This window comes from Polaribacter sp. 2405UD43-2, assembly GCF_058147125.1.
In genome coordinates this window covers 1-241 of the sequence record NZ_JBYVJX010000082.1, presented here as the reverse complement: position 1 = coordinate 241, position 241 = coordinate 1, and the positions used below count along the sequence as shown (strand labels likewise).

At 38.2% G+C, this 241-nt stretch carries 1 protein-coding gene; it reads right to left on the bottom strand.

Going from position 1 to position 241, the window contains the following annotated elements:
• Window positions 1-241 (bottom strand): SDR family oxidoreductase (locus ACY2RX_RS14835; RefSeq protein ID WP_490104743.1); only part of this gene is annotated, 241 nt, incomplete at both ends.

Sequence of the window (241 nt, the reverse complement as noted above, 5' to 3'; positions counted from 1 at the left end):
AGTGGTTGGCGTTGGCGATTGCGAAATGGTGTTGACAAGCACTTTATAATCGCGACCAAAAAAGTAGCCAAAAATAAGTGCAATAGATTCTAAATAGGCTTTATTATCTGCCCTATCGTTATAATCTGGAAACACTCTTTGCGCTGCCATATAAGTTAAAGCCACTATGCTTCCCCACTCGTTCATTGCTTTTTTGTTGTATAAACTATTCATTGTTTTGTGGAAAGAAACCGCAGAAACA